Consider the following 20,968-nt stretch of genomic DNA (forward strand, 5'->3'; position numbering starts at 1 on the left):
TCGCAGAACGCGAAGCCGATGGAGACGCCACGTATGACCCAACTGACGACGCCCGGCGACGGATCGACGATCGTGACTCTGCGCGAGGGAGCCTTCGCGACCAGGAGCGCACCGGTCGCCATGATCGCGATGCCGCATGATTCCTTCGCCAGGCAATTCAGTTCCGCGCACCTCACCCGTCTGGCGAGCCTCACGGCAGCGGAACCCGTTTTCACGGCCGACCTCGACGACCTGGAACTGAGGAACCTCGCCGAGGTCGAGGTGCTGCTCACGAGCTGGGGCTCGCCCCGGCTGGATTCCGAGCGCCTCAGCCGCTTGCCCAACCTGCGGATCATGCTGCACTGCGCAGGGAGCATCAAGGGGCAGGTCAGCGACAGTTTCTGGGACCGTGGTCTTCGCGTCTCCTCCGCGGCCGACGCGAACGCGATCCCTGTCGCGGAGTTCACGCTGGCAGCGATCGTCTTCGCCGGCAAGAAGGCTCCGTTTCTGGCGCGTCTCGTGGGCGCCGAGAACGGCGTCACCGATGTGCACCGCTTCGGCGAGCGCTCGAATCTGAACCGCACCATCGGCCTCGTCGGCTTCAGCAAGGTGGGGCGCAAGGTCGCCGAAGCGGTCAGGCAGCTCGACGGCGTGCGCTGCCTGGTGGCCGATCCCTATGCCGATCCCTATGAAGTGGCCGCCGCCGGCGCCGACCTCGTCCCCCTCGCCACGATGCTGTCCGCCGTCGATGTCCTCTCGCTGCACGCACCCGCGCTACCCAGTACGCATCAGATGATCGGCGCTGCGGAGCTCGCCGCGCTGCGCGACCACGCCACCCTGATCAACACGGCGCGGGGCAGCCTCATCGACCACGTCGCGCTCGAGCGCGAATGCGCGTCCGGACGCCTGAACGCGATCCTCGATGTCAGCGACCCCGAGCCGCTCCCCCACGACTCGGCACTGTTGTCCCTGCCGAACGTGATGGTCACACCGCACATCGCCGGTTCACTCGACTCGGAGATCCACCGTCTGACCGACGCCGCTCTCGACGAGCTGGAGCGCTACGCACGCGGAGTCCCCCTCAGCCACGAGGTGCTCAGGGCGGATCTCTCCCTCACCGCCTAGACCTTCCGCCGCCCCCGAAGAACGATCAGAGGAGATCGATCATGACCCCGGATTCGACCCGATGACCGGCTACACCGAGCCCTTCGTGCCCGCAAAGGTGCGGCCGGTCGACGACCATCCCGCCCCGGCGCCGCAATCGGGTGCCGCAGGCACATCTCGTTCGGATGTGCTGCGAGGCGATGACGTCGCACCCCCGCAACGGGTCAGTGAGCCTCGCAGCAGGATGACGCTGTGGCAGCGCATCAAGCGCGACAAGGTGATGCTGCTGCTGATCGCACCCGGCCTGATCTACTTCATCCTGTTCCACTGGGCACCGTTGCCCGGGAACATCATCGCGTTCGAGAACTACCAGCCCTACCTCGGGTTCATCAACAGCTCGTGGGCCGGTCTGGAGAACTTCGTCTCGGTGCTCGCCGACGACTCGTTCTGGCAGGCGCTGCGCAACACCCTGGTGATCACGGTGCTGCAGCTCGTGCTCTTCTTCCCCGTGCCGATCATGCTGGCGCTGTTGCTGAACAGCATCATGTCGGGCAAGGTGCGCAAGTTCGTGCAGAGCGTCGTCTACTTGCCACACTTCCTCGGGTGGGTGATTATCGTCTCGATCTTCAGCCAGGTGCTGGGCGCCACGGGTGTGTTGCCGACCATCTCCCAGATGCTCGGGCTCCCGGCCTGGGACGCGATGAGCACACCGTGGTTCTTCCCCTTCCTCGTCGTCCTGCAGGACATCTGGAAGAACGCCGGCTGGGGAACGATCATATTCCTCGCAGCGCTGATGAACATCGACCAGGAGCTCTACGAGGCGGCCGCCGTCGACGGCGCCGGCCCGTGGACGCGACTGTGGAAGATCACGATCCCGGGCATCATGCCGGTGATCATCCTGCTGTTCATCCTGAACCTGGGCAGCATCCTCTCGGTCGGATTCGAGCAGATCGTGCTGCAGCGCAACAACGTGGGTGCCGGCGCCGGCGAGGTGCTGGACACCTGGGTGTACTACCACGGCATCCAGGACGGCCAGTGGGGCCCCGCGGCTGCGGTCGGCCTGATCAAGGGCGTCGTCGGCCTCATCCTCGTGCTCGGCGCGAACAAGGTCGCCCATCTGTTCGGCCAGGAAGGCGTGTACTCCAATGACAAGTAGCACCTCGACGATCCAGCCGCAGCTCCTGCGCCCGAGCCGCGCCGATGGCCGGCCTGCCTGGATGGAGAAGCCCTCCCGGATCAGTCAGTTCGGCAAGGCGACGATGATCACGCTGATCTGCATCGCCACGATCTACCCGTTCGTCACCGTGATCTCCACGAGTCTGTCCAGTGCCACCGACATCGCGAATGCCAACGGCCTGGTGCTGTTCCCGCTGCACCCGACTTTCGCGGCATATGAGACGATCTTCGCCGGCGGCGTGGTCACGAACGCGCTCGTACGGAGCATCCTCATCACCGTCATCGGCACCGTTCTCTCTCTGGCGGCGACTGTCGGCATGGCCTATGGCCTCTCGCGACGCGATCTGCCGTTCGGCAAGTTCATCCTGATGGTGGCTCTGTTCACGATGCTGTTCAGCCCCGGCATGATCCCGAGCTTCCTCATGGTCAGCCAGCTGGGTCTGATCGGCAGCTACGCCTCGCTGATCCTGCCTGTGCTGGTGTCGGCGTTCAACCTCGTCGTGGTGCGGTCGTTCTTCATGGGCCTCCCGCAGGAGCTCTTCGAGGCCGCGCGCATCGACGGCGCGGGCGACTTCCGCATCCTGACGACCATCGTCCTGCCGCTCTCGAAGGGAGTGCTCGCGGTCGTGGGCCTGTTCTACGCCGTCTCGTACTGGAACGCCTTCTTCAACGCGATGCTGTACCTCAAGAGCGACCAGTGGCCGCTTGCGATGATCCTGAGGCAATACGTACTGCTCGGTTCCCCGCTCGACACCGCTGCGGCCGGTGAGATCACCGCCCCCTCTCAAGCTATCCAGATGGCCGTGCTCGTGGTCAGTCTGGTGCCGATCCTGTGCGTATACCCCTTCCTTCAGAAGTACTTCACCAAGGGCGTACTCACCGGCGCCATCAAGGGCTGATCCCGCCCGACCATCTCTCCTCCCACCCCACCCCCAGAAAGGTCTCAACAATGGCTGTTGAAACAACCCGCCGCACCTTCCTCTCGCTGACCGCGATCAGCGCGCTCGGCCTCGTGGCCGCCGGAACCCTCACTGGCTGTGGCACCCAGGGCAGCTTGAAGGCCTCGGGCGTGACCGAGGACGTGCTGCCGAGCTACATCCCCCTCAAGGGCGTAAGCCCCGACCTGGCGCCGAAGGCCGCCGGTGCCCCTGCCGGATTCTTCAGTTATCCGAGCTCGCCGTTCCGCTCGGTAGCCACCGCGCCGCTGAAGGGCGACAGCATCACGGCGATGACACTGACCTACCTGCCGCCGTCGACGCCGATGAAGAGCAACCCGGCCTGGAAGGAGGTCAACGAGCGGCTGGGAGGCACCCTCGAGATCGACGCGGTCGGCGCGGCCGACTACGACACCAAACTCAACACCGCCATCGCCGGCAACAACCTGCCGGATCTCATGCTCAACTCCGGCACCGCGATCCCCGACATCATCGGGTTCCTGGAGTCGTCCTGCGCCGATCTGACCCCGTTCCTGGCCGGCGACAAAGCGAAGGCGTACCCGAACCTCGCCAACATCCCCACCGCCTTCTGGCGCGAAGGTGTTCAGAACGGCAAACTCTTCCTCATCCCGATCCCGCGCAATCAGACCGGCGGCGCCGGCCTGTACAACAAGGGTCTGTGGGACAAGGCTGGCATCACGGACATCTCCAGCATCACGACGGTCGATGACTTCCTCGCCGCGATGAAGGCGCTGACCTCACCGGCCGCGAAGCAGTGGGCACTGGGCAGCGTCGAGTTCGGCGGCCCGTTCAGCAACATCTACAAGGTGCCCTACAACTGGGAGGAGAAGGGCGGCAAGCTGACCAAGTCGTTCGAGACCGACCGCTACCTGGAGAGCCTTGGGCTGGCGGAGAAGGCCAACAAGCTCGGATACTTCGTTCCCGGCTCCGGTGGTTGGGAGGTCTCTCAGCAGAAGGACGCGTTCACCTCGGGCAAGGTCGCGCTCAGCTACGACGGCCTGACCGCCTACCCCGGCCCCACCGGCTACGCGACCCTGCTGCCGCTGACGGATCCGTCCTTCGAGGCGCTGCCCTACATCCCGTTCGGCTACGACGGCGGCGACGGCACTGTGCCACTGAACGCCGTCACCTTCGGAACGGTGATGGTCAAGAAGGGCGGCAAAGCACACATCAGGAAGGTTCTCGAGGTGGCCAACTTCCTCGCGGCGCCGTTCGGCACCGAGGAGTATCTACTGATGAACTACGGCGCCGCGGACGTCGACTACACCTTGGACGGCTCGGGCAACCCGCAGCCCACATCCGCGGCCGCCCTCGACGTCACGGTGCCGTTCAAGTACCTCGCCGCCCCTCAGCAGGCCGTCTACGACCCGTCGTCGAAAAACACGGTGAAGGTCCTCTTCGACGCGTACGAGAAACTGATCCCGATGGGCGTCACCGACCCCACGCGCGGCTTGTTCAGCCCAACGGATGCGACGAGGGGCTCGAGCCTCGCGCAGCCGGTCAACGACGCGGCCCTCAACTTCATCGCGGGCCGTGGAACCCTGGCAGATGTGAAGGCCGCCATCAAGACCTGGCGTACCAGCGGCGGCGACAAGATCCGCAAGGAGTACGAGGATCTCCTCTCCGACTCATCCAAGTAGTCGTCATCAACATCACCCCACAGATCGGCCTCTCATGGATACCCCCCTCGTGCTCCCCACTCCCGGACAGCTGGCATGGCAGCGGATGCGCATCGGCGTCTTCTTCCACTTCGGACTGAACACCTTCCACGGATTGGAGTGGGGACCGGGGGACATCCCGGCGGCGGACTTCGCGCCGAGCGACCTCGACGCGGATCAGTGGGTCAGCACGGCGAAAGACCTCGGTGCGGAGTACGTGGTCATCACGGCGAAGCACCACGACGGGTTCTGCCTGTGGCCGACGTCGACCACCGAGTACTCGGTGGCGTCGTCGCCCTGGCGGGATGGCCGAGGGGATGTCGTGGCCGAAGTCGCCGCAGCGTGCGAGAGGCAGGGCGTGCGATTCGGCTTCTACCTCTCACCCTGGGACCGGAATGCTCCCCAGTACCAGGATCCCGCGAAGTACGACGACCTGTACGCCGAGCAGCTGCGCGAACTGTGCACGGGCTACGGAGGGGTGTCGGAAATCTGGTTCGACGGCGCCGGCTCAGAAGGCCACGTCTACGACTGGGCTCGTTACATGGAGATCGTGGCCGAGCACCAGCCGGAGGCGATGATCTTCAACATGGGCTCGCCCACCATCCGCTGGGTCGGGAACGAGGACGGGCTGGCCGCCGATCCGGTCGACTACGTCGTGAGCGAGAGCGACTTCTCGAACTACACGGTGGAGTCCGTGGCCTATGAAGAGGCGCTTTACCTGCCGCCGGAATGCGATGTGTCTATCCGTCGTGGCTGGTTCTGGGCCGAGGACGACGGACCCAAATCACTCGACCACCTCTTGGCGATCTATTACCGCTCGGTCGGCATGGGTGCCAATCTGCTGCTGAACCTTCCGCCCGACACGCGTGGCCTGATCCCTGATGAGGATGCCGAGCGCCTCCGTGAACTCCGCGCGGAGTTGGACCGCCGCTTCGGTGCTCCGCACCGAGCAGTGGTGTCACTCGTGTCGAGGAGCGATGAGGCAAGCGAGTGGACGCTGGATCTCGGTGAAGAGCGCGAGATCGACCACCTCTGGCTCGAGGAGGATCTCGTTGATGGTCAGCGGATCCGGGGGTTCGAGCTGCGCGCTGACGACGGTACGGTGCTCGTGAGCGGCGCTCGGATCGGCGCGCAGCGCATCCTCACCTTCCCCTCCCGCCGAGCACGCATACTTGCGCTTCGGCTGCAGGGCGACCAAGCGCAGCTCAGCAACGCCACTGCGTTCCAGGCGGGCACGAGCCATGTCCCGGAGGTCGCCTACCTCGCCTCCACGGACGCCCCCGCCTGAGAGTCCAGGACCCGCGCCGTCCTCACTTCCCGGGCAGCTGCGGCGGCCCCACCATCAGCAGCACCGCGAAGATCGCGACGACCAGCACCAGGATCAGCACCGCCAGCACCCACGGCCGGTGCAGGAACCAGCGCATGGTGCGGTCGTACCAGGTGCGGTCGCGCGGGTCGTCGGTCTCGGTCAGGCGCCACTCGCCGGCGAGCCGGCCGGTGCGGTGCAGCCAGATCTCGGCGGGGATGGTCGCGTAGGGCACGATCGCGCTCGCGATTGCGGTGACCGCGACGCCGGCGTGCCAACGCTGGTGGAAGGCGAGCAGCACGGCGGTCGCCCCATAAGAGAGGAACACGAATCCGTGGATGCCGCCGGCGACGGTGACCAGCACCGGCGGGGCGCCCACAGCGCGGGCGATCAGGGCACTGATCAAGAGGGTCCAGGTGATCGCCTCGGCGATCGCGAGCACTCGGAACAGGCGCGCGGGGGTGGTGAACACAGGTCTCCTATGGTCGGGTACCTCCAGGTTAGGCAGGATCGTTACCAAAAACCTCTCCAGGGCATCGATCTTTCGATCGATGCGGCAATAGAATCAGCGCGGGTGCGCACGCACCACTCCATACCCGAGGAGACGCGTCGCCTGTGAGCATCGCCCTCAGCGAGCGACGATCGCTCGCCCGACATCGCCGTGCCCTCGGCTACTGGGCAGTCTCGCTCGGCATGTTCACCTCGCTCTGGATCAGCACGCAGATCCAGCCCGCGCCGTGGATGCATCTTCCGATGCTGTTCACGCACCTGGCATCCGTGATCGCCGGACTCGGCGCGACCGTGATGCTCGATGTGAAGGCGGTGCGCTGGGTGACCGGGGCCCAGCAGCTCAGCGACCTGTGGGTGTTCGAGCGGTCCGTCACCCCGCTGGCGTGGGCCGGCATCGCCGGCCTGCTGTTCACTGGCGCGTTCCTGCAGCCCGCCCTCGACGCCCCGCTCACCGTGGTGAAGATGATCGCCGTGTTCGTCGCCGCCATGAACGGCGTAGCGCTGGGCAGGCTCACCGACACGCTGCACCGGCTGCCGCCGGACACCCGCTTCGCGGCCACGCCGACCCGCCTGAAGCTGTGGTGCCTGAGCAGCGCCGCCACGTCGCAGATCGCGTGGTGGACGGCGGTGATCATCGGCATGCTGAACACCTCCGGCGCATGACCCGCGCAGGTATACCAGATTCGCCCTCGTCAGACCTGTTTTCCCGCCCGCGCGCCGCCCTATAATCAAGCCGACCGCCCCTCGCCATCACCCGAAGGCTGCAGTGGGTCGTGAGCCCGATCCCCCGACCGGAATTCTCTCGCCATGCCCGAAACCCCCCTTCCGCCGCGCCGCTCGACGCACATCGAGTTCGACCCGGCGACAGGTGACGCCGTCGTGCCTGCGAAGCCGATCACGCACGAGCCGCAGCTGCGACCCCGTCCGCGTCCGCAGGTGCCGGCATCCGGCCCTCTGCCGCGCTCGGCAGCGGTCGGCGCTGCGGCCCGCACGTCCGAGGCGGAGGAGCCGGCATCCGGCCTGCGCACCCGGCCGGCATCCGGCGTCCCCACCCGACCGCTGCTGCAGGTGGACGGCGGCGCGGGCGACGGGACCACTCCCCCGGCCGATGCCGCGGACGCGCCCCCACCGAAGCGCCGCCGCACGGTGCTCATCGCGATGGTGGCGGTTATCACCGTGCTGCTGGGTTCGCTGGCTGCGGTGACCGCCGGCATCGCCTCGTCCATGTCGGACAGGGACGCCGAGGCCGCGGCCCCGCCCGCGGCGGTCGCCAAGGAGCCCGCACCGATCGAGTTCCCGAAGGACACTCCCGCGGCAGCCGCCGGTGCAGGACCATGCACCTCGGTGCGCGTGCTGTCGTCTTTCGAGAACGCCGAGATGGTGGAGAACCTCGCGAATGCGTACAACGAGCAGCCCCGTGACGTCGACGGCTCGTGCGTGACGGTCACGACGTCGAAGTCGAAGTCCGGCACAGCCGCCGAGGACGCCGCCGACTCGTTCTCGCGGTTCGCCGCCGACCAGCGACCCACCGTGTGGCTGCCGGACTCTTCGATGTGGCTGGCGGATGCCGGAGACGCGGCGCCCGTCGGCGAGCGCACCCTGGTCGCGTTCTCCGACGTGGTCCCCGCCATGCCGCACTCCCTGGCCGACGCGATCGGATGGTCCGACAAGGCCCCGACCTGGGCGGAGATCTTCACCGCCGCCGGCGACCCCGACGTCTGGGCCGACGCCGGGCACCCGGACTGGGGCACGTTCAAGCTGGGCAAGACCAGCCCGCTGGTGGCGACCTCAGGCGCAGCAGCGATGCTCGCGTCGTACGGCGTGGCCGCCGACGACGTGGGCGAGGTGACCACAGCGGACATCGCCGACCCGACGGTGCGCCGCAAGGTGCACGACCAGGAGCTCGCGACCAGCCACTACATGGCCACGCCGGAGCACTTCCTCTGGCACGCGCGACAGGCCGAGGCGAAGGGCTCCTCAGCGGACTACCTCTCTGCCGTCATCGTCGACGAGAAGTCGATCTGGGACTACAACCGAGGCATCACCAGCCGCGACGGCGTCACCCGCTCCGTCGGCCAGCCCCCGGTCGATCCGCTGGTGCCCATCTACCCGGCCGACGGCGCATACTCTGCCGACAACCCCGCGATTCCGCTCACCGGCGACTGGGTCGACGCGAAGCAGCAGGCTGCCGCGGCCGACTTCATCCGCTTCTCCGGCACGCAGGAGGGCCAGACCGTGGTGCGCGAGGCGGGGTACCGCGACCTGAACCGCGAACTCGACGACCACGTCGCGCAGATCGCCCAGCTCGACAAGAAGGGCGCCACGACGCAGCTGTCCACCAGCGCCGACGTGCTGCTCGCCGCGCAGAAGGCCTTCCCCGAGGTCCGCAAGCGGGCGAACGTGCTGTTCCTGCTCGACGTCTCCGGCTCGATGGACGAACCGGTGACGGCGACCGACACCCGGCTCACCCTGGCGAAGAAGGCGGTGAGCGCCGCGCTCGACCACTTCACCGAAGGCGATGACGTGGGCCTTGCCGCATTCGCGCAGGATCCGGACGGCAAGCTGGTGCCCGGCCAGTTGACGCCGGTCGCCGACATCCGGCAGACCGGGAAGAACTTCGTCAGCCGGCTGAACAGCATCACCTCGATGGGTGACACGCCGCTGTACGAGGCGGTCGACACGTTCGCGAAGAAGCAGGCCGCGTCGTGGGCGAACGATCACATCAACGCGATCGTGCTGCTCAGCGACGGCGAGAACGACACGAACCACGACACCACCACCGCCGCGCAGATGCTGTCGACGCTCGAGGGCCTGCATCATGACAACACCCCGGTGCTGATCTTCACGCTCGCCTACGGCAAGGATGCCGACGTGCAGGCTCTGAAGGACATCTCGGGAGCGACGGGTGCGCACTACTACGACGCGACCGATCCGACGCAGCTCAAAGAGGTGCTCGGCGACCTCGTCACCAGCTTCTGACGGGCGGATGCCGGTGACGAGAGCTGTTCGCACGCTGGTCACCGGCATCCGGTAGCGTGACGCCCATGACCGCTGACGTTCCGCCGCCCACCGCCAACACCGGTGCCCTCGCGGCGTTCGGGGCCACGTTCGCGGACGACGGCGACGAGACGCCGATCCCCCGCAAGCGAGTGCTCTCCTGGGCGATGTGGGACTGGGCGATGCAGCCCTTCAACACCGTCATCCTGACCTTCGTCTGGATCGCCCTGTATCTGACGAGCCGGATGTTCCTCGAGCCGGACGTGCGCGAATCCGGCCTGCTGCCGGACGGCTCGTATCTGAGCTGCAACGACACCGCCAACATGGGCTCCGCATACTGCCAGGGGCTGACCGACCTGTCGGAGTGGTGGGGCTGGGCGAACTTCGCCGCCGGCATCCTGATCCTGCTTCTCGCCCCGGTGCTCGGCCAGCAGGCCGACGCGCGCGGCAGCAAGAAGAAGTGGGTGATGGGCGCGACGATCGCGATCGCCCTGGTGCAGTTCTCGCTGTTCTTCGTCGAGGCCGACCCGAAGTTCTTCTGGTTCGGCGCCCTCGCGGTCGCGATCGCCGCGGTCATCGGCGAGATCGGCAACGTGAGCTACTACGCGATGCTGTCCGAGGTCTCCACGCCCAAGAACGTCGGCCGCATCTCGGGTCTCGGCTGGGGCCTCGGGTACGTCGGCGGCGTCGTCGCGCTGATCCTGTGCATCCCGGTGCTCTTCCTGGTCGGCCAGGACGACCCGCTCTCGTTCAAGCTCGTCGCGGTGATCTGCGCCGTGTGGACGCTGGTGTTCTCGATCCCCATGTTCCGCAACGTGCCGGAGTCGCCCGCGTACGGCACGTCGCCGAAGGTCGGGTTCTTCCGCTCCTACGTCGTGCTGGGGCACAACATCGCGAACCTGTTCCGCACCAACCGGCCGACGTTCTGGTTCATGCTCGCCGCGGCCGTCTACCGCGACGGTCTGGCCGGTGTCTTCGCGTTCGGCGCCGTGCTGGCGGCGCAGGGCTTCGGCTTCTCCTTCCTCGAGGTGATCGTGTTCGGCCTCGCCGCGAACCTCGTCGCCGGTGTCTCGACGCTGCTGGCCGGACGCGTGGACGATGCGATCGGCCCGCGACGGCTGATCATGATCACCCTCATCGGGCTCGTCGCGATGGCGTTCGTGGTATTCGCCCTGCGCGACCTCGGCACCATCGTTTTCTGGATCTGCGGCCTGTTGCTGTGCGCCTTCGTCGGGCCGGCGCAGGCGGCCAGCCGCAGCCTGCTCACGCGGCTCACCCCTCCGGATCAGCAGGGCGAGATCTTCGGCCTGTACGCCACGACCGGTCGCGTCGCCTCGTTCCTGTCGCCGCTGGCCTGGTCGCTGTTCCTCGCCTGGTTCGGGGGCATCGTCTACGGCGTGCTCGGCATCGGGCTGGTCCTGCTGATCGGACTGGTGCTGCTGATGTTCGTACGCTTCCCGACGAACGTCAGGGTCTGAGGCGCTTCGTCGGAATACCCGCCGCGGGCGGACGGTTCGCCCCTTCATGAGCCTGATCGCGATGACGCCACCGCGCGCGGACGACGGCCAGGGCGCCGACGACTCGTCAGCAGCGCTCGAGACGCTGCTCGACGCCGTCGACGTGCGCATTCGCAGACAGCGCCGGCATCGGCTCGACGACGACACGCTCGTCCTCGCCCCCGACGCCCTGGCCTTCGCCTACGTGCTCGCCGGCGACCTGCAGATCCGGTCCACCGGCCTGCCCGACCGGAGCATCGGCACCGGAGACATGCTGCTCGTCAGCGGACAGCGGACGACGACGCTGGTCACTCACGGATCGGCATCCGTCCTGATCTCCGAGCTGGCCCTCGCCGATGAGGCTGCGCACATCTCTGCGTTGCTGCCCGACCTGGCGTGGATCACCGGCTTCGACGCCCTCGAGCCTGCGGCTGCCGCACTCGCACAGGTCATGGGTGTCGACCCCGCCGAGGCACCCGCCCCGGAGCGCAGTGGTGACGGCCCGATCTGCCGGATGATGGCGAAGACGGTGCTCGCCTCGGTGATCCGCGCCTGGGTGGCGAACGGCTGCGCGCCCGCGGGGTGGCCGTCCGCGGCATCCGATCCGTTCCTCGACCGCGTCGTCGACGCGATCAACGCCGAGCCCGGCCGGGACTGGACCGTCGAGACGCTCGCGGGCATCGGCGCGATGTCGCGCTCGGTCTTCGCCGAGCGGTTCCGTGCGACCTACGGCCAGTCGCCCGCCGGCTACGTCACCTCGGTGCGGATGCGCTCCGCGCAGGACCTGCTCTCGCGCGGACTCGGCGTGAGCGCGGTGTCGCGCGAGCTCGGCTACGCCTCGGATGAGGGGTTCAGCCGCGCGTTCCGCCGCCATGTCGGTGACACTCCTTCGGCCTGGCGCGCCCAACGCCGGCTCCCTCTCGGGGCCTGAACACCGACCCGCAGGTCCCCGCCGGCCCGGTACGCAACGAGCGTCGCTCGCGTACCGGGCCGGCGCGTTCCCCCCAGCCCGGGCGGCGTTACCCCCGCGCCGCCACCCGGTCCGAGAGTCCGAACAGCACCGCACCGGTGACCAGGCTGGCCGCGCCCACGAAGTACACCGGCACGATCCCCAGTCCGTCGACGAGCAGCCCGCCGACCGCCGCGGCGATCATGATCGCCGCCTGGAAGCCGACCACCGAGATGCTGCCGCCGGCCTCCAGCCGATCCGGCATCCGCTTGCCCACCCAGGTGTTCACGATCAGCAGCCAGGATGCGAAGAAGAATCCCCACACGAACGATGCGACGCCGACGAGCACCGGCGAACCGGATGCCGCGATCAGCACGATCACGCTCGCGGCGACCACGACCGGAGTGACGACGGCGAGCACCGCATAGCTCCTGTCGACGATCAGCCCGATCAGGAAGTTGCCCGCGAGGCCACCGACGCCGAACGCCGCCAGCAGGGCGATGATCAGACCGGCATCGATCGGATGCCCGGCATCCTGCACCCTCTCCAGCGCGACGCGGATGTAGGTGTACGCGAGGAAGTGCCCCAGCACGACGAGGATGTGGCCGACGAACCCGAGGCCGATCCCGGGCAGGCGCAGCGTGCCCACGAGCGTCTTCAGCGACGAGGATCCCTCGGACGGCACCTGCGGCAGCAGCACCCGCAGCGCCACAGCCAGCAGCGCGGTGGCGACCGCAGCGAGTCCGAAGACTCCCTGCCAGCCGACGACGCCGCTGAGCATGACGCCGACCGGCACGCCCGCGACGGTCGCCAGCGATCCTCCGGCTGTCGTGAACATCACGGCCTTGCCCAGTCGATCCGGCCCGGCGATCTTCGCGGCGACGGTGATCGACATCGCCCAGAACCCCGACAGCGCCCCGCCGAGCAGTACGCGGCCGATCAGCAGCAGCGGCAGGTTCGGGGCGATCGCGACGATCGCGTTCGAGACGGTGGCCGCGACCGCCATCCACACCAGCAGCGCGCGACGGTCCAGCCGAGGGAACATCAGTCCGATCGTCGGCGCGACGATCAGCCCGGCGAGCGCCGTGACGGCGACCATCAGGCCGGCCTGGCCTGTGCTCACGCCGATGTCCGTGGCGATCTCGGTGAGCACGCCGCCCGGCAGGAACTCCGCGGTGACGAGCAGGAAGCTCATCGCGGTCATCGTGAGCAGCGCGCCGTAGCGCAGGCGCGGCGGAGCGGGGGCGGTCGTCACGGGGACGGGGGCGGTCGTGGTCATGGTTCCAGCTTGCCGCCATGCCGGGATGCGCGCCCGACCGTGCGTCCGGACCATCCGACCGATCGTCCGGGGCTCCGGCGTCGAGGCGCCCGCGGTCGGAATCCACAGACCGGATGCTTCACGCTCGGCGCGCCCCAGATCGACACGCCGCCCACACGGCATCCCGTCTGCGATTTCCGACATCCGGCCGTCGACGCGGCCGAGCGGTCACTCCCAGTTGTCGGCGAGCTTCCCCAGCAGCCGCGCGAGCTCGGCGCGTTCATCCTCACTCAGCGCGGCGAGCGCCTTGTCGAGCCGATCGCGGCGCTGCCCGCGGACGCCCCCGAGCATCCGCCGTCCGTCGTCGGTCAACACGATCCGCGTGCGGCGCGCATCGTCGGGGTCGGCCTCGCGCCGCACCCACCCGTTCTCGACGCCCTGCTGCACCAGCCGCGACGCACGCGGCTGGTCGACGCCGATCGCCTCGGCCAGGTCGCTCACGCCCAGCGGAGCGGATGCCGCGGCGAGCGCCTCCAGCATCCGCAGCCGGGCCGGGAAGTCGCGCATGCCGGGTCCGCCCCAGCCGCCGTGGCGCCCCCAGGGACCTCCGGAGTGCGGCCCAGGGTGTCCGTGCATCCCGTTGCCGTGTCCATGCGGACCGCCGTGGCCCTCTCGGCCGTGCCCGTCGTGCGCCCGCGACGGACCGCGTCCGCGCAGCCGGGAGAGCGCGTCGGCGATCAGGTCTGCGGGATCCTTCGGCGGGCTGCTCATGCATCTGATTTTACATGTGACTTGACATGCACCCACATTGCATGTCACACTGCATATACATGCAATATGACAAGTAAAGGACTTCCCATGAACAGCTCAGATAACAACACCCGCCCGTTCGGCTTCTGGATCACCGCGATCGACCGTCTGATGGCCGATCGCTTCGCCACCGCCTTCGAGACCGAGGGACTCACCCGCCGCGACTGGCGGCTGCTGAACCTCGTCGCCGAGGGCGGCGACCCGCACACCCCGAAGATCCGCCGCCTCGCCGAGCGCGGCTGGATCACGCGCACCGACGGCACCTGGCAGCTCACCGACTCCGGTCGCGCCGCCAAGGAGCGCCTGGGCGCCGTCGTCGACGGCATCCGCGCGCAGGTCTCCGACGTCGTCACTCCCGAGGACTACGCCGTCATGACGGCCTCGCTCGAGAACATCGCCCGCGCCTTCGGCTACGAGGAGGGCAAGCCGCTCCCCCGGCGCCACCGTGGTCACCGCGATCACCGTCACGGCGGACACGGCGAGCACCGCTTCGGCCCGCACGGCCGCGGCCACGGTCACGGTCACTACGAGCGCCGGATGTCCGAGGGCGCCCCGTTCGAGGGCGGCCACCGCGGACACGGCCACTGGGGTCCCGGCCGCGCACACCGGGGTCACGCCCCGCAGGTGCAGCACATCCACATCCACACCCACTGAGCCGTGACGCGCTCAGACGAGAGGGCCTCGATCACTTCGGTGATCGAGGCCCTCTTCGCATCGGTGCTCCGCCACCCTCAGGGATGCGTTTCGCGGCTTCCCGGAGCCCGTACCACCGAAACCCATCCCTCGCCCGCATGGGGTCCGCGCGACCACTCCGGCGCCGACACGTAGAGATGCCTTTCGCGGCTTCCCGGAGCCCGTACCACCGAAACACATCCCTCGGTGGGCTGGCAGCGGCGCCCGGCGGCCAGGACCGCGCGTCAGTTCCCCGTCGCCCCCGCGTCGGTCACGCCGACGTCGGTGCGGTGGAAGTTCTGGAACGAGCGGGATGCCGTCGGCCCGCGCTGCCCCTGGTAGTGGTTGCCGTAGGCACCGGAGCCGTAGGGGTTCTCCGCAGGCGACGACAGCCGGAAGAAGCACAGCTGTCCGATCTTCATGCCGGGCCACAGCTTGATCGGCAGCGTCGCCACGTTCGCCAGTTCGAGAGTCACGTGCCCCGTGAAGCCGGGGTCGATGAAGCCCGCCGTCGAGTGCGTGATGAGTCCGAGTCGTCCCAGCGAGGACTTACCCTCCAGTCGCGCGGCGATGTCGTCGGGCAGCGTGACCTGCTCGAACGTCGCACCGAGTGCGAACTCCCCGGGGTGCAGCACGAACGGCTCATCCGGCTCGACCTCGATCAGCCGGGTCAGCTCCGGCTGGTCCTCGGCGGGATCGATGAAGGGGTACTTGTGGTTGTCGAACAGCCGGAAGTAGCGGTCCAGCCGCACGTCGATGCTCGACGGCTGCACCATCCCGAGATCAAGCGGATCGAGCCCGACGCGCTCGGATGCCAGTTCTGCCCTGATGTCGCGATCGCTGAGAAGCACGAGTTCAGCGTACCGGCCGTCACCGTGCTGTTACCCGGGCAGGAGCGTGTGGCCGAACGCTGGCCCGAGTGTTGCCCCGCTGTGGGGCGCCCGTTGACGGCGCCTCAATAGCTTCGTTCTCAAGAGCTTTCCCCCTTCCAGAACGGATGCCACCCATGAACGACAACATCGCTGAGACGCCCACCACCACCCCGTCGCGCAAGCGGCTGATCGTGCCGCTCGCCGGCCTGCTGGTCGCCGCCGCCGTCGCGGTCGGGTCGGGCGCCGACTTCATCTCGAACTCGGTCAACACTGCCAACGCCTACAGCACCGGCACGCTCACCCAGACCAACTCCAAGGCCGGCAGCGCGATCTTCAACGCCTCGAACCTGAAGCCCGGCGACACGCTGAACGGAAAGGTGACCATCACCAACTCCGGCAGCCTGCCCGCGAAGTTCGCCCTCACCGAGGACGCCGCCAACGGCTTCACCACGAAGTCGAACCTCGGCCTGGTCATCACCAGGGCGGGCTCCGCCACTCCGGTCTGGACCGGCACCTTCGGCGACCTGACCTCCGCCGGCCCGCTCGATCTCGGCACCTTCGCCGCGGGCGAGAGCCACGACTACACCTTCAGCCTCACGCTCGCCCAGTCGGCGACCAACGCCGAGCAGGGCAAGAGCGCGACGGCCACCTACTCGTGGAACGCGACGCAGGCCGCCGCGACCACCACCGAGCAGTGAGTCTCCCTCCGATTCACTGAACAAACCGGCCGCCCGAGGGCCGGAGAAGGAACGAGCATGAGCGCCACGAGGATGACCCGCACGATCGCCACGACCCTGGTGACGATCACAGCCGTCATCATCACGGGGCTCGTGGCGCTCATGCTCGTTCCTGGACTGCTCGGCATGGACCGGTACGTGATCACGGGCGGATCGATGTCCGGCACCTTCGAGAGGGGAACGCTCGTCCTCGAGCGTCAGGTGCCGGTCAGCGATCTGCGGGTGGGAGACGTGATCACGTACCTTCCGCCGGAGGACTCCGGCGTCACCGAACTGGTGACGCACCGCATCGTCGAGACCACCGAGCAGTCCGATGCCGCCGGGGGTCGCGTATTCCGCACCAAGGGCGACGCCAACGAGAGCGCCGACCCGTGGACGTTCACACTCGCCGCCGCTCAGCAGCCGCGTGTCGAGGGCTGGATCCCCGCTGTGGGATGGGTGTTCATCGCCCTCTCAGCGCCCGGCATCCGGATGCTGGCGATCGGCGTCCCCGCCGCGCTGATCGCCCTCCTCTATCTGCGGGATCTGCTGCGCGGGCTGCGACTGTGGCCGGGCCGAGCAGCCCCTGTTGCCCAGCTGTAACCCTCGCATCCGTAGCGTCGGAGATGAACCGGAAGGACCCACGATGAGCGGCACGACCCTGAGGACGGCGGCACTCGCCGTGCTCGCGATCGTGCTCATCGCGTTCTCCGCCCTCAACGGCCCGCAGTTCTCCACCGCCGCGTACTCCTCGTCGAGCACGAACGCTCCGAGCACCGCGTCGGCGGCTGCGGACTGGACACCGCCGACCGTCAGCGTGCAGGCCCCGAGCACTGCCCTCAAGGGCGCCGTGACCCTGAGCGCCGTCGCCGCCGACGGAGAGACCGGCGTGAAGAGCGTCGCACTCTCGGTGCAGGCCGCCGGTGCGGACACCTGGACGCCGCTGTGCACGGCGACCGCGGCGCCGTACAGCTGCACGTGGAACACCTCCGCCGTGCCCGACGGCGGCTACGACGTGCGCGCAGTGGCCATCGACAACGCCGGCTACTCCGCCACCTCGGCGTCCGTGCGCGTCACCGTGAGCAACAACTTCGGCGTCACGCTCTCCGACCCTGGCGACGTCGTGCGCGGCACCGTCGCGCTGAGCGCCACGCTGCAGAATGCCGGCCTCGGGGTCTACACCGTGCGCATCGAGTACGCCGTCGCCGGCAGCGGCAACTGGCGCTCGCTCTGCCTGAACCTGCTCACGCCGCCCTACGGCTGCAATTGGAACACTGCAGGCCTCGCGAACGGCTTCTACGACCTGCGCGCGGTCGCCACACAGACCCTCACCACCGCCATCTCTCCTGTCCTCACCGACGTACTGGTGGACAACACCGCGCCGGCGGTGAGCATGCTCGACCCCGGCTCCCCGCTCAGCGGGACCGTCACGATCACGGCATCCGCATCGGATGCCGACTCCGGCGTGGCATCCGTCGCGCTGCAGTACGCGCTCGGCGGCGGCTCGGCATGGACCACGATCTGCACCGCGACCGTTGCCCCCTACTCGTGCCGTTTCAAGACCACCGGACTCGCCGGCGGCAGCTACGGGCTGCGCGCGGTCGCGACGGATGCCGCAGGCAATACGGCGACCTCGGCGGTGATCACCCGCACGATCGACAACACCATCTCTTCGATCTCGCTGGACGACCCGGGGACGTATCTCTCCGGTGGCGCCGCCCTCACCACAAGCGCCGCCTCCACGGCCGGGATCACCTCTGTCACGGTTCAGTACGCGGTGAGCGGCACCTCGTCGTGGAGCACCGCGTGCACCGTGCCCCAGGATGCGATCGCGTGCGTCTGGGACACGTCGGTCGTGCCGGACGGGATCTACGATCTGCGGTCCGTCCTGGTCGACGGGACAGGCAGGCAGACCGTCTCGGTCGTCGTCACCGGTCGCCGCGTCGACAACACGCCGGTGCGCGGACTCGACGTGCAGACCGCAGGCGGCGGTGCGGTGGCAGGACGAGCGGATGCCGGTGACACCGTCACTCTCACCTACAGCAAGCAGATGTCCACCGGCAGCATCGCCACCGGCTGGAACGGCTCCGCGCTCCCCGTCACCGTGCGGCTGCGCGACGGAGGCCTGCTCGGCACCGGAGGTTCCGGCGACACGATCGACGTGCTCGTGGGCAGCGCCTCCGTCGGCCTCGGATCGGTCAACCTCCGCGGTGACTACATCAAGACGAACAAGACCGCGACGTTCCCCGCGACGATGACCGCGACCACGGAGACCGTCGGCGGAGCATCCGTGACCGTCGTCCGGATCACGCTCGGAACGGTGAACGCCGGCAGCGGAACGCTGCGCACCGCGACCGTCGCCGCGAACATGACCTGGTCGCCGTCCGCGGCGGCCACCGACCTCGCCGGCACCCGCTGCTCGATCGCCCCGGTCACCGAGACCGGCCCCCTGGACAGGGAGTTCTGATGACCACCGCCGACATGCCGGAACCCGGATCTGGTATCCCATTTCCCGGGGATGACGATAGCCTCGACCTCGTGGGACGACGCATCCTGGTCGTGGAGGACGACGACGGCATCGCACTCCCCCTGCTGCGGACCCTCGACCGGGAGGGGTACGAGGTCGAGCGGGTCGCCGAGGGCGCTGCCGCCCTCGAACGAGCCGGTTCGGACGTCGACCTGATCCTGCTGGATCTCGGGCTGCCCGACATGGACGGGCTCGACGTCTGCCGACGACTGCGCGAGCAGGACTTCAGCGGTGGCATCGTGATCCTCACCGCCCGCGACGGTGAGCTCGATCGCGTGGTCGGCCTCGACGTGGGCGCCGACGACTACATCGCCAAGCCGTTCGCGCTCGCCGAGCTGCTCGCCCGGCTGCGGGCGCTGCTGCGCCGCACAGGCGCTGCCGTGCCGGCATCCGCCGTGCGCATCCCGGCGGATGCCGGGTCGCCCCTGACCGTGGACGTCTCGGCCCGCCGTGCGCTCGCCGGTGAGCACGAGCTTCCGCTGAGCACCAAGGAGTTCGACCTGCTCGCCCAGCTCGACGCACGGCGCGGTGCCGTGGTCACCCGCGAGCACCTCATGGACGAGGTGTGGGACGAGAACTGGTTCGGCTCCACGAAGACCCTCGACGTGACCATGGCCCGGCTGCGGCAGAAGCTCGACGAGGCCGGAGCGCAGGTGCGCATAACCACTCTGCGCGGCGTCGGGTTCCGGCTCGACGAGGGGACGGCGGATGCGTGACCGTCTGGTCATCGTCTTCATAGCCCTCGCCGTGGGGATCGTCGCGCTGTACGGCGTGCCCCGCGCCCTCATGATCCCCGACCTGGTGCACGCCACGGAGACACAGCGCGTGCAGCGCGCGACCGACCTGTTCTCGGCGCTGATCGCCGAACACGAACGCACCGGACCGGTGACGGCGGAGTTTCTCGAGCCCCTCCTGCAGGAGCAGGAGCGGATCTCGTACGCCGCCGCGGATGGAACGGTGCTGGATGCCGGCATCCCGGCGCACTCCGACGACATCAGCGCGACCGTCGAGGTGCCCGGCGGCGGCGAGGTCACATTCGCACGCTCGGACGCGCTGATCGACTCGCGCGTGCAGAACGCCCTGCAGCCCGTGATCTGGCTCGGGCTGCTCACCATCGTGGTGGCGGCGGCGGCGGCCGTGCTGCTCGCGCGGCGGATGTCTCGCCCGTTCGTGCAGCTCGCCGAGACCGCGAAGGCGATCGGCAGTGGGCAGGCGGGGCCGGAACCCGAGGACCTCAAGATCCCGGAGGCGCGCGCCATCGATGCCGCGCTGCGCGAGAGCGCCGCGACGCTGGAGACCCGGATCCGGCGAGAGCACGAGTTCGCCGCGAACGCCTCGCACCAGCTGCGCACCCCGATCACCGCGGTGCGGCTCGAGCTCGAGGATCTGTCGCTGTGGCCGCAGACGCCGCCGGCGGTGCGTGAGCAGCTCGACCATGCGGTGAAGGAGATCGACCGGCTCGCCGACGCGATCGCCCAGCTGCTCGAGATGGCGCGCGGTGATGTGCCAGGCACAGGGACGAGCTCACCGCTCGATGTGACGATCGCGGCGGCGGTCGAGCGCTGGAGCGCGCCGGCGCGCGACGCGGGGCGCAGCATCCGTCTCTCGGGAGTCGGGCCGTCGCTCGGCGCCGTACCCGCCGCGGCCTCGCAGATCCTCGACGTGCTGCTGCACAACGCGCTCGTGCACGGACGGGGCGACATCACGATCAGCGGAACCCGGCGCGCGGAGTACGTCACCGTGCAGGTGGCGGATGAGGGCCCGCGCCCGAAGGGCAACTCCGTGTTCCAGCGCCGACCGGAGCAGCGCAGCGCCACCTCGGGCGAGGGCATCGGCCTGGCGCTGTCCGCGGAACTCGCCGAGTCGCTCGGCGGCCACCTGCTGCTCGAGGGCGATGCGACGACGACGTTCTCGCTGATACTGCCGTCGCCCGCTGCATCGCAGCCGCCGTCAGTGCCATGATGGTCGCGACAGCAACCGTT

General features: G+C 68.6%; 19 protein-coding genes. 15 read left to right on the forward strand and 4 right to left on the reverse strand.

Annotated elements, in window-relative coordinates:
• The first annotated feature begins 33 nt into the window (after positions 1–33).
• The 5 genes from GON06_RS17000 (at position 34) to GON06_RS17020 (ending at position 6,161) form a co-directional block, all read left to right on the forward strand.
• Positions 34–1,104, forward strand: a complete 1,071-nt coding sequence (locus tag GON06_RS17000) for a hydroxyacid dehydrogenase (protein ID WP_198346744.1) — start codon at positions 34–36, stop codon at positions 1,102–1,104.
• A gap of 61 nt (positions 1,105–1,165) precedes the next feature.
• Entirely contained in the window at positions 1,166–2,239 is a 1,074-nt protein-coding gene (locus tag GON06_RS17005) for an ABC transporter permease (protein ID WP_232528519.1), read from the forward strand.
• Positions 2,229–3,158, forward strand: coding sequence for a carbohydrate ABC transporter permease (locus tag GON06_RS17010; protein WP_198346745.1), 930 nt, complete (start codon positions 2,229–2,231; stop codon positions 3,156–3,158). The genes GON06_RS17005 and GON06_RS17010 overlap by 11 nt, the downstream gene beginning before the upstream one ends.
• Positions 3,159–3,208: 50 nt before the next feature.
• The gene (locus tag GON06_RS17015; RefSeq protein WP_157313489.1) at positions 3,209–4,855 is read left to right on the forward strand and encodes an extracellular solute-binding protein; all 1,647 of its coding nucleotides are present in this window, start codon (positions 3,209–3,211) and stop codon (positions 4,853–4,855) included.
• Between the two features lie 34 nt (positions 4,856–4,889).
• Complete coding sequence (locus tag GON06_RS17020) at positions 4,890–6,161, forward strand: alpha-L-fucosidase (RefSeq protein WP_157313490.1); 1,272 nt, start codon at positions 4,890–4,892, stop codon at positions 6,159–6,161.
• A gap of 22 nt (positions 6,162–6,183) precedes the next feature.
• On the opposite strand, the gene GON06_RS17025 is transcribed toward GON06_RS17020, so the two are convergent.
• Entirely contained in the window at positions 6,184–6,651 is a 468-nt protein-coding gene (locus GON06_RS17025; protein ID WP_332837663.1) for a DUF3817 domain-containing protein, read from the reverse strand.
• Positions 6,652–6,794: 143 nt separating this feature from the next.
• Between GON06_RS17025 and GON06_RS17030 the strand changes: the two genes are divergently transcribed.
• From GON06_RS17030 to GON06_RS17045, 4 genes are all read left to right on the forward strand, one after another.
• Entirely contained in the window at positions 6,795–7,352 is a 558-nt protein-coding gene (locus GON06_RS17030) for a hypothetical protein (protein ID WP_157313491.1), read from the forward strand.
• A gap of 144 nt (positions 7,353–7,496) precedes the next feature.
• Positions 7,497–9,668, forward strand: a complete 2,172-nt coding sequence (locus GON06_RS17035; protein ID WP_232528520.1) for a vWA domain-containing protein — start codon at positions 7,497–7,499, stop codon at positions 9,666–9,668.
• Positions 9,669–9,733: 65 nt separating this feature from the next.
• Complete coding sequence (locus tag GON06_RS17040; RefSeq protein WP_157313492.1) at positions 9,734–11,164, forward strand: MFS transporter; 1,431 nt, start codon at positions 9,734–9,736, stop codon at positions 11,162–11,164.
• Positions 11,165–11,225: 61 nt separating this feature from the next.
• Positions 11,226–12,113 carry a helix-turn-helix transcriptional regulator gene (locus tag GON06_RS17045; RefSeq protein ID WP_232528521.1) on the forward strand — a complete coding sequence of 296 codons (888 nt, stop codon included), beginning with the start codon at positions 11,226–11,228 and terminating at the stop codon, positions 12,111–12,113.
• A gap of 88 nt (positions 12,114–12,201) precedes the next feature.
• On the opposite strand, the gene GON06_RS17050 is transcribed toward GON06_RS17045, so the two are convergent.
• Together GON06_RS17050 and GON06_RS18570 are read right to left on the reverse strand one after the other, a co-directional pair.
• On the reverse strand, positions 12,202–13,410 hold the full coding sequence (locus GON06_RS17050) for an MFS transporter (RefSeq protein ID WP_157313494.1): 1,209 nt from the start codon (positions 13,408–13,410) through the stop codon (positions 12,202–12,204).
• Positions 13,411–13,617: 207 nt separating this feature from the next.
• Entirely contained in the window at positions 13,618–14,160 is a 543-nt protein-coding gene (locus tag GON06_RS18570) for a MarR family winged helix-turn-helix transcriptional regulator (protein WP_198346746.1), read from the reverse strand.
• Positions 14,161–14,247: 87 nt separating this feature from the next.
• Between GON06_RS18570 and GON06_RS17060 the strand changes: the two genes are divergently transcribed.
• Positions 14,248–14,853 carry a MarR family winged helix-turn-helix transcriptional regulator gene (locus GON06_RS17060; protein WP_157313495.1) on the forward strand — a complete coding sequence of 202 codons (606 nt, stop codon included), beginning with the start codon at positions 14,248–14,250 and terminating at the stop codon, positions 14,851–14,853.
• Between the two features lie 263 nt (positions 14,854–15,116).
• Here the strand turns inward: GON06_RS17060 and dcd are convergent, their stop codons facing one another.
• Positions 15,117–15,722 carry a dCTP deaminase gene (dcd, locus tag GON06_RS17065; RefSeq protein WP_332837666.1) on the reverse strand — a complete coding sequence of 202 codons (606 nt, stop codon included), beginning with the start codon at positions 15,720–15,722 and terminating at the stop codon, positions 15,117–15,119.
• Positions 15,723–15,877: 155 nt separating this feature from the next.
• Between dcd and GON06_RS17070 the strand changes: the two genes are divergently transcribed.
• The 5 genes from GON06_RS17070 to GON06_RS17090 all read left to right on the forward strand — a co-directional run bounded on the left by GON06_RS17070 (position 15,878) and on the right by GON06_RS17090 (position 20,948).
• Positions 15,878–16,441: a TasA family protein gene (locus tag GON06_RS17070; RefSeq protein ID WP_157313496.1), complete on the forward strand. Its 564-nt coding sequence runs from the start codon at positions 15,878–15,880 to the stop codon at positions 16,439–16,441.
• A 57-nt stretch (positions 16,442–16,498) separates the two neighbouring features.
• A complete protein-coding gene (locus tag GON06_RS17075) occupies positions 16,499–17,062 on the forward strand; it encodes a signal peptidase I (protein ID WP_157313497.1) in 564 nt (187 codons plus the stop codon).
• 43 nt (positions 17,063–17,105) lie between these two features.
• A complete protein-coding gene (locus GON06_RS17080; RefSeq protein WP_157313498.1) occupies positions 17,106–18,926 on the forward strand; it encodes an Ig-like domain-containing protein in 1,821 nt (606 codons plus the stop codon).
• 71 nt (positions 18,927–18,997) lie between these two features.
• Positions 18,998–19,702: a response regulator transcription factor gene (locus tag GON06_RS17085; RefSeq protein WP_332837667.1), complete on the forward strand. Its 705-nt coding sequence runs from the start codon at positions 18,998–19,000 to the stop codon at positions 19,700–19,702.
• Positions 19,695–20,948 (forward strand): sensor histidine kinase, encoded by a 1,254-nt coding sequence (locus GON06_RS17090; protein ID WP_157313499.1) that lies wholly within the window; start codon positions 19,695–19,697, stop codon positions 20,946–20,948. The genes GON06_RS17085 and GON06_RS17090 overlap by 8 nt, the downstream gene beginning before the upstream one ends.
• The last annotated feature ends 20 nt before the right edge of the window (positions 20,949–20,968 follow it).

Source organism: Microbacterium sp. MAH-37 (assembly GCF_009758255.1).
Taxonomy (GTDB): domain Bacteria; phylum Actinomycetota; class Actinomycetes; order Actinomycetales; family Microbacteriaceae; genus Microbacterium.

Bases quoted from the DNA above. Each gene is read 5' to 3' on its own strand.
- GON06_RS17000 (WP_198346744.1), top strand. From the start codon at position 34: ATGACCCAACTGACGACGCCCGGCGACGGATCGACGATCGTGACTCTG.
- GON06_RS17005 (WP_232528519.1), top strand. From the start codon at position 1,166: ATGACCGGCTACACCGAGCCCTTCGTGCCCGCAAAGGTGCGGCCGGTC.
- GON06_RS17010 (WP_198346745.1), top strand. From the start codon at position 2,229: ATGACAAGTAGCACCTCGACGATCCAGCCGCAGCTCCTGCGCCCGAGC.
- GON06_RS17015 (WP_157313489.1), top strand. From the start codon at position 3,209: ATGGCTGTTGAAACAACCCGCCGCACCTTCCTCTCGCTGACCGCGATC.
- GON06_RS17020 (WP_157313490.1), top strand. From the start codon at position 4,890: ATGGATACCCCCCTCGTGCTCCCCACTCCCGGACAGCTGGCATGGCAG.
- GON06_RS17035 (WP_232528520.1), top strand. From the start codon at position 7,497: ATGCCCGAAACCCCCCTTCCGCCGCGCCGCTCGACGCACATCGAGTTC.
- GON06_RS17040 (WP_157313492.1), top strand. From the start codon at position 9,734: ATGACCGCTGACGTTCCGCCGCCCACCGCCAACACCGGTGCCCTCGCG.
- GON06_RS17045 (WP_232528521.1), top strand. From the start codon at position 11,226: ATGACGCCACCGCGCGCGGACGACGGCCAGGGCGCCGACGACTCGTCA.
- GON06_RS17050 (WP_157313494.1), bottom strand. From the start codon at position 13,410: ATGACCACGACCGCCCCCGTCCCCGTGACGACCGCCCCCGCTCCGCCG.
- GON06_RS18570 (WP_198346746.1), bottom strand. From the start codon at position 14,160: ATGAGCAGCCCGCCGAAGGATCCCGCAGACCTGATCGCCGACGCGCTC.
- GON06_RS17060 (WP_157313495.1), top strand. From the start codon at position 14,248: ATGAACAGCTCAGATAACAACACCCGCCCGTTCGGCTTCTGGATCACC.
- GON06_RS17070 (WP_157313496.1), top strand. From the start codon at position 15,878: ATGAACGACAACATCGCTGAGACGCCCACCACCACCCCGTCGCGCAAG.
- GON06_RS17075 (WP_157313497.1), top strand. From the start codon at position 16,499: ATGAGCGCCACGAGGATGACCCGCACGATCGCCACGACCCTGGTGACG.
- GON06_RS17080 (WP_157313498.1), top strand. From the start codon at position 17,106: ATGAGCGGCACGACCCTGAGGACGGCGGCACTCGCCGTGCTCGCGATC.
- GON06_RS17090 (WP_157313499.1), top strand. From the start codon at position 19,695: ATGCGTGACCGTCTGGTCATCGTCTTCATAGCCCTCGCCGTGGGGATC.